A 7,420-nucleotide genomic window follows, 5' to 3' on the forward strand; every position below is an offset into this window, starting at 1 on the left:
ATGGCAAAAGAAAAGTTTGAACGCGTAAAACCGCACGTAAACGTTGGTACAATCGGCCACGTTGACCACGGTAAAACTACACTAACTGCAGCAATCACTAACGTACTTGCAAAAGTATACGGCGGTGTTGCTAAAGATTTCGCATCAATCGACAACGCTCCAGAAGAGCGCGAACGTGGTATCACTATTTCAACGTCTCACGTTGAATACGATACTCCTACACGTCACTACGCACACGTAGATTGTCCTGGTCACGCCGATTATGTTAAAAACATGATCACTGGTGCTGCTCAAATGGACGGCGCGATCTTAGTAGTTGCTGCGACAGATGGCCCTATGCCACAAACGCGTGAGCACATCCTTCTTTCTCGTCAGGTTGGCGTTCCTTACATCATCGTATTCATGAACAAATGTGACATGGTTGATGACGAAGAGCTACTTGAACTAGTAGAAATGGAAGTTCGTGAACTTCTTTCTGAATACGATTTCCCAGGTGATGACTTACCTCTAATCGCTGGTTCTGCGCTTAAAGCGTTAGAAGGCGAGAAAGAGTGGGAAGATAAGATTGTTGAGCTTGCAAACGCACTTGATTCTTACATCCCAGAGCCAGAGCGTGACATCGATAAGCCATTCATCATGCCTATCGAAGACGTTTTCTCAATCCAGGGTCGTGGTACTGTTGTAACTGGTCGTGTTGAAGCTGGTATCATCCGCATCAATGACGAAGTAGAAATTGTTGGTATCAATGATACAACTCGTTCTACTTGTACTGGTGTTGAAATGTTCCGTAAGCTTCTTGACGAAGGTCGTGCTGGTGAGAACATTGGTGCACTTCTACGTGGTACTAAGCGTGAAGACGTTGAACGTGGTCAAGTACTAGCTAAGCCTGGTTCAATCAATCCACATACTACATTCACTTCAGAAGTATACGTACTTTCTAAAGATGAAGGTGGTCGTCATACTCCATTCTTCAAAGGTTACCGTCCACAGTTCTACTTCCGTACAACTGACGTAACTGGTGACGTTCAGTTACCAGAAGGCGTAGAAATGGTAATGCCTGGTGATAACATCAAGATGACAGTAACTCTAATCGCACCAATCGCGATGGATGAAGGTCTTCGTTTTGCTATCCGTGAAGGTGGTCGTACTGTAGGTGCTGGTGTTGTAGCAACTATCGTAGAGTAATAATTAACTTTTAAGTTAATTGTTAGAAAAAGGTCACTCAGGTGGCCTTTTTTAATGCCTATAGAAAAGTGATTAGCTCCTATATAGCTTTATTGCCGTAGCTAGGGTTGAGTTTTGCGAAGCCTGAGGAAAAAGGTTGCTGAAAATAACTGAGCTCTTAAATATAAGCACGGCTAGGCCGCGCTTATATTGAGTTAGCTCTTGGTCTTTTAGCCAATTACTAATATATGATAAAAGCTTTAGTGCTTCTTCGCATACTCTTGCGCTTGTTTTAAAACTCTTAATAAATTGCCACTTAAAATCTTTTTAATATCTTTGTCGCTATAATCTCTATCCATTAAACCTTGAACAAGATTAGGGTAGCTAGATACATCTTTTAAGCCGATAGGTAATGAATCGCCAACTCCATCATAATCAGAGCCAATACCTACATAATCAATACCAATTAGCTCAACTACGTGATCAATATGGTCAAGTACTTGCTCAAGACTTGCAAATGGATACGGATTTTTAGCACGGTACGCAGCATCAAAATCTTTACTTAACTTAGTACCTTCTTTTTTAGCTGACTCTTTTGTACTTTTTAATTGCTTGCCCCAGCTACCTGCTTTAGCGGTAACAAAGCTTGAGCCAAAATTGATTTGAATAACACCGCCATTTTCCTTCAGCGCTAATAGCATATCGTCATTCATATTGCGCTCAAAGCCAGGCGTGTATTTACGAAGTGATGAATGAGAGGCAATTACTGGCGTTTTAGAGAGCTCCATAACCTGATAAAACGCATCATCAGAAATATGCGATACGTCAATTAGCATGCCTATATTATTCATTTCAGTGACAAGCTTTTTACCAAATGGGCTTAAGCCTTTCCATTTACGGCGTATATCGTAAGACGAATCCGAAATATGGTTGCTTTGCGAGTGCGCTAGCGTGATGTAACGAATGCCACGGTCGTAAAAGTGCTGAAGGTTTTTCATATCACCTTCGATTGGAGAGCCATTTTCCATACCCATGGCTATAGACAGCTTACCTTGTTTAAATTGCTCTTCAATATCAGAGCTTGAGCTAGCAATAGCAAACTTATCGGGTGCGCGCTGGACTATGGCTTCCATACTATCAATCATTTGATTGGCTAGCTGGTAGCTTTTTCCTTTACCCTCAAACTCTAAATGCGCAGGAATATAAATCGACATAAACGGTGCGTTTAAACCGCCTTTTACAGCGCGAGGATAGTCAAAATCGCCATCACTAGTTGCTTTGGTTACATCAACCCAGCTTTCGTGAATTCGATAAGGTACGTCAATATGGGTATCAATTAAAATGGTATCTTTAGCGAGTTTAATTGCCTTATCAGATGCTGTTATTGTTTGTTCTGCTTGGGCTTGGCTAGTTAAAGCTAGTGATATGGCTACCACTAGAGTGCTGAGTTTTATCATGTTTTGGCTCTTTGGGTAAAAAGCCATTGTGTACGTTCAATTCAAAAGTTACAAGTACTACGCCCTAATCAAACGACTGTGCTTGATGCTCTTCACTTTGCAGCGCTTTAAATTCACCTTTTGAAATTATAGTTACAGACTCGTGTAATTCTGAGAAAAACACCATCGCTTCGCCATTTTTAAGCTGCAGCTTTACTTGGCTTACTTTAGATTCGATGCTTGCCTCTACTTCACCATAATCGGTACCTTCGCGTAATACGTAGCTTTCGATTAAGTTATAAAGAGTGTCTTGATCGAGTTGTTCAAAAGGGATAATCATTACTACTTGTTACTCGCTTTATTTGATACGTGCTGGCTAAAATAATGAGGGACGGCTTTTTCTAACCAAAATATAGGTTTAAACGGATTTTTACCGCTAATAAAACCAACATGCCCGCCCTTGTCAGAGATGCGCAGCGTAACATGCTCACTTACGTCTTGCCTACTCGGTACGGCTTTAATTGAGAGCATAGGGTCGTCTTTGGAATGAATAATAAGTGTGGGTACAGCGATATCTTTCAAATACGGCATAGCACTGGCTTTACGGTAGTAATCGTGTGCGTTTTCAAAACCATGTAGAGGGGCTGTTAACTGATTATCAAACTCTAATAAATCGTCAATTTTCATTAACTGTTTTGGCGTTAATGAAATTTGCTGCTTAATTTGTGGCAGCTTTCGCTGCATTGATTTTTTCATCCGATCGAGCAGATATTTTTGGTAAATTTTACCTAAGCTTTTACGAATAACATCGCTCGATGACGACAAATCATAAGGAGCAGATACCACCGCTGCTGCACTTAATGGGCATTTTTCGCGTTCTTCACCTAAGTATTTGGCAAGTACATTACCGCCCAATGAAAAACCAACAGCGACCATAGTGCGCTTAGGAAATTGCAGCTTTAAGTGATTTATAAAAAAAGCTAAATCGGCGGTGTCACCGCTGTGATAAGCACGTGGTAGGCGATTTACTTCGGTTGAGCAATTTCTAAAGTGCATAAGCACAACTGCATAACCTTGTTTTTTTAATGCCTTCATCATGCCTTTGGCATAAAAGCTATTTATATTGCCCTCAAGGCCATGCAAAACAACAGCAAGTGGTGCGGTTTCATTATGTGGAAGTGACCATGCAAGCTCAATAAAGTCACCATCAGGTGTATCAAGTTGCTCAAGTTCGTAGGACGTATTGTGAAATGGGCGGAAAAAACGCGGCATTATGGTCTGAACGTGACGATTGGTCATCCACCATGCTGGTTTGAACTGAGAGATCATGTTTGTACTACGCACTTTGTATTAAACGAAAAGCTAGTGTATCAAATTTTTCGCTTCAGAAAATAAAAAGCGCCTAACTAGTAAACTAATAAGGCGCTTTAGTGCGTCGTGCTTAATTTTGTTCGGGAATTTCTGCGTCATGTATTTTTTTCAAAAAGAAAAAAGCAAAAAAGATACACAAAGAAACAACGATGGTTAAAAACCCAAAAGACATAAATAAAACTGGATCTGTAAAAAAGTCTCTAAAGAATACGTTCATGAGTTGCTCCCCTCGTTGTTGATGGGTTAATCATAGGCGGTGTTTGCAGGTCGCAACGTGATCGAGATCAAGTTATTTTTCTAAGCAGCTGTAGGAGTGACGCTAAGTTGATTTAGATCATGTTTTAAGGGTTGGTAAGTTATTATCACTGAGAGCTAAGAGAGTTTTCTCTTAAAATAGTGAGCTGATCGTAACTCATTTTTTTTTACTTTATCTAAAAGCGAAACGCTTTAACCTTTTTGTGAATAAAGTACTTAAAGACCTTTTGCACAAAGAGAAAAGAATGAGAAATAAATGAGGGGGGGGGAGCAATAAACTACTTGAGCCAAATAACTGCTCAATATTTATATTTTTCACCTGAATAATTTAGTTTGTTTTCCTCTAAAAGCGAAGCGCCTCTTAACCTCTTTGTGAGTAAATTACTTGAAGGTTTTTTACACAAAGAAAATAAGAAGTGGAGGAGGCTACAAAAACTAACACCCTAAGTGGCTTTCACATATAGCTCAATGTTGTTTGGCTCTGAAAGTTTGACTAATTCAAGCTCATTTACCGTTTCAATCAACATATGTTGCTGTTGTTTTTCAAGCTTCAGCTCAGCGCTTAGCAACTCTGCACGTATTGTGGCGTAATCACTTATCGCATTCTGGTTAGCTTTTAAATAGCTACGAGCGGCGCGCAGAGGTTGTAATGCGCGAGTATCAAAGTCACTAACTACTTGCGTTAACTCGTTTAGCTGTTGGGTATTAATACTTAAATTTAATGAGTCTAAATAAAGCAGTAATAAGCATAAATTAACGTTTTTTCCTTGCTGGTTTTGTAGTGCCAGCAAGGTTGTTTGTTGATCAGGCTTTGCGTACAAAGTGCACGCAAATTGCCAAAAATGGTCGCTATTGAGCAAGTTCATCGGCGAATGCCTGCTCTTTTTCTTCCATTTCTTCAAGTGCCATAAGTAACTCTTCTTCAACGTCGTTAAGTTTAGGCGTAAGGGTTGCTTGCTTGGCTAATAACTCTTTAAGCTTGGCTTTGTTGTCGTCGTTGTAGAGTTCGTTATCACCTAAGGTCACTTCAACTTCACTTAATTCAGCGGTGAATTTATCGAGTTGCTTTTCAAGCTTTTCAATTTGCTTTTTAAGTGGTTGAGTGGCCTTTCTAAACTCAGCCTCTAGGCGTTTTTGCTCTTTACGGTTAACACCTGGATTTGCTTTAGGCTCGTCGCTTTGTTGCGCTTTAACCGCTTCTTTATTGGCATTGAGTAACCACTGGTAATACGCATCTAAGTCGTAACCAAACTGGGTTACTTTGCCGTCATCTACTAAGTAAAACTCATCGGCGGTATTTTTAAGCATGTGGCGGTCGTGTGATACGGTAACCATAGCGCCTTCAAAGCCTTGCAGTGCCATAACAAGTGCATGGCGCATTTCTAAATCAAGGTGGTTAGTTGGCTCATCGAGAAGCAGCAGGTTTGGCTTTTGATATACCAACATGGCAAGTACTAAACGTGCTTTTTCGCCGCCCGAAAAAGGGGCTACAGGCTCAAGTGCTTTATCGCCAATAAAGGCGAAACCACCTAAAAAGTCACGTAGTGATTGCTCAGTGGCTTTTGGGTCGAGGCGTTGTAAGTGCATTATTGCACTGGCTTTTAAATCAAGAGATTCAAGTTGATGCTGCGCAAAGTAACCAATATTTAATCCGTGATGCTGAACAACTTCGCCCGCTTGCGGCTCTAAATCACCAGAAAGCAGTTTAATTAACGTTGATTTACCTGCGCCATTTCGACCTAATAAAGCAATTCGGCTACCTGGTACAAGGTTTAGCTCTATATTATTTAAAATAGTGACGTCACCATAACCCGCTTTGGCTTTATCTATTGTCATTAGTGGGTTTGGTAATGCTTTTGGCTCTGCAAACTCAAAGTTAAATGGCGAGTCGGCATGTGCCGGCGCTAGTTTTTCCATGCGTTCAAGCGCTTTCACACGGCTTTGTGCTTGTTTAGCTTTACTGGCTTTTGCTTTAAAGCGCGTTATAAACTGCTCAAGGTGAGCAATTTGATCTTGTTGCTTATCAAACATTGCTTGTTGTTGTAGTAAGCGCTCAGCTTTTTGGCGCTCAAACTGCGAGTAGTTACCTTTGTACACGTTAATAAGTTGCTTATCTACATGCCAAATTTGATCAACCACCGCATCTAAAAACTCACGGTCATGCGATATAAGTACAAGGGTGCCGGTATAAGCACGCAAAAAGCGTTCAAGCCAATAAACGGCATCTAAATCAAGGTGGTTTGTTGGCTCATCGAGTAATAGTAAATCGGCGTCGCGTATTAATGCTTGGGCAAGGTTTAAACGCATACGCCAACCACCCGAAAACAAGCTTACAGGATTTTCTATAAGGTTATTGGCAAAGCCTAAGCCGTGTAATAGCTCACCTGCGGTTGATTCAATGCTATAGCCTTTAATGTTTTCAAGCTGAATATGTACTTTAGCTTGTGTGTCGCCATCGTTGTTTTTCTCGGCCTCACGCAGTGCTATACGCATTGCGTAGTATTCTGGGTGGCCTTGAAGTACATAATCAATCGCGCTTATTTCAAGGGCAGGTGTCTCTTGCTTAACAGAGGCGATAGACCAATCTTTTGGAATGCTGCAGTTACCGGCATCTAGTTGTAGTTCTGATTTTAGTAAACCAAATAACGTTGATTTTCCACAGCCATTAGCGCCAACAAGGCCTACTTTGTGTTCTGGAAATAACGTAGCTGATGCGTTTTTTAATAAGGCTTTACCGCCACGAAGTAGTTCTATTTCTGAGATTTGGATCATGAATGCGTTACTTTGCTGTGCCCTTGTTAAGTTGGCGCTATCATAACATAGAACTTAATGCTCTTATCAAGCGTATCAACAAGTGAAGTTATACGATAAAATGACAGCAGTTCAAACCACAGGAAAAATGTTGTGAGACAAAAGAAGCGATTTATTGCTGGTGCATCGTGCCCTGACTGCAAAGCCATGGATACTATGATGCTATACAGAGAACATTATGTTGAAAAAGTAGAGTGTGTTGAGTGTGGTCATAAAATGGCGCAACCCGATAATGCTGTGCAGGCGTCTACTCGCCAATTTGAACAAGTAATTGGTGTATTTAAACCGGGCGACTAACCCGGTTTTTTGTTTGCCCAGCGAAGCTGGCAAACCCGATAGGCTGAAAGATGCCTTATCACCCTGACTAAGGGGAAGATAATCTG

General features: G+C 40.9%; 7 protein-coding genes. 2 read left to right on the plus strand and 5 right to left on the minus strand.

Annotated features, from left to right (window positions below; translation table 11 throughout):
- The gene (tuf, locus tag L655_RS0124650) at nt 1–1,185 is read left to right on the plus strand and encodes an elongation factor Tu (protein WP_024606594.1); all 1,185 of its coding nucleotides are present in this window, start codon (nt 1–3) and stop codon (nt 1,183–1,185) included.
- Nucleotides 1,186–1,424: 239 nt separating this feature from the next.
- Here tuf and L655_RS0124655 read toward each other — a convergent pair whose 3' ends face one another.
- The 5 genes from L655_RS0124655 to L655_RS0124680 form a co-directional block, all read right to left on the minus strand.
- A complete protein-coding gene (locus tag L655_RS0124655) occupies nt 1,425–2,621 on the minus strand; it encodes a dipeptidase (protein ID WP_024606595.1) in 1,197 nt (398 codons plus the stop codon).
- Nucleotides 2,622–2,685: 64 nt separating this feature from the next.
- Complete coding sequence (locus tag L655_RS0124660) at nt 2,686–2,940, minus strand: YheU family protein (RefSeq protein WP_004335925.1); 255 nt, start codon at nt 2,938–2,940, stop codon at nt 2,686–2,688.
- Between the two features lie 2 nt (nt 2,941–2,942).
- Nucleotides 2,943–3,929: a hydrolase gene (locus tag L655_RS0124665; RefSeq protein WP_024606596.1), complete on the minus strand. Its 987-nt coding sequence runs from the start codon at nt 3,927–3,929 to the stop codon at nt 2,943–2,945.
- 740 nt (nt 3,930–4,669) lie between these two features.
- Entirely contained in the window at nt 4,670–5,092 is a 423-nt protein-coding gene (locus L655_RS0124675) for a TIGR02444 family protein (RefSeq protein WP_024606597.1), read from the minus strand.
- Entirely contained in the window at nt 5,076–6,998 is a 1,923-nt protein-coding gene (locus L655_RS0124680) for an ATP-binding cassette domain-containing protein (protein ID WP_024606598.1), read from the minus strand. The genes L655_RS0124675 and L655_RS0124680 overlap by 17 nt, the downstream gene beginning before the upstream one ends.
- Before the next feature lie 132 nt (nt 6,999–7,130).
- Between L655_RS0124680 and L655_RS0124685 the strand changes: the two genes are divergently transcribed.
- Complete coding sequence (locus L655_RS0124685) at nt 7,131–7,334, plus strand: YheV family putative zinc ribbon protein (RefSeq protein WP_024606599.1); 204 nt, start codon at nt 7,131–7,133, stop codon at nt 7,332–7,334.
- Nucleotides 7,335–7,420 lie beyond the last annotated feature (86 nt).

This window comes from Pseudoalteromonas sp. TAE79, from assembly GCF_000498015.1.
Taxonomy (GTDB): Bacteria; Pseudomonadota; Gammaproteobacteria; order Enterobacterales; family Alteromonadaceae; genus Pseudoalteromonas.

Excerpts from the sequence above, each read along its gene's own strand:
- L655_RS0124655 (WP_024606595.1), bottom strand. The coding sequence starts at position 2,621 with ATGATAAAACTCAGCACTCTAGTGGTAGCCATATCACTAGCTTTAACT.
- tuf (WP_024606594.1), top strand. The coding sequence starts at position 1 with ATGGCAAAAGAAAAGTTTGAACGCGTAAAACCGCACGTAAACGTTGGT.
- L655_RS0124665 (WP_024606596.1), bottom strand. The coding sequence starts at position 3,929 with ATGATCTCTCAGTTCAAACCAGCATGGTGGATGACCAATCGTCACGTT.
- L655_RS0124660 (WP_004335925.1), bottom strand. The coding sequence starts at position 2,940 with ATGATTATCCCTTTTGAACAACTCGATCAAGACACTCTTTATAACTTA.
- L655_RS0124675 (WP_024606597.1), bottom strand. The coding sequence starts at position 5,092 with ATGAACTTGCTCAATAGCGACCATTTTTGGCAATTTGCGTGCACTTTG.
- L655_RS0124680 (WP_024606598.1), bottom strand. The coding sequence starts at position 6,998 with ATGATCCAAATCTCAGAAATAGAACTACTTCGTGGCGGTAAAGCCTTA.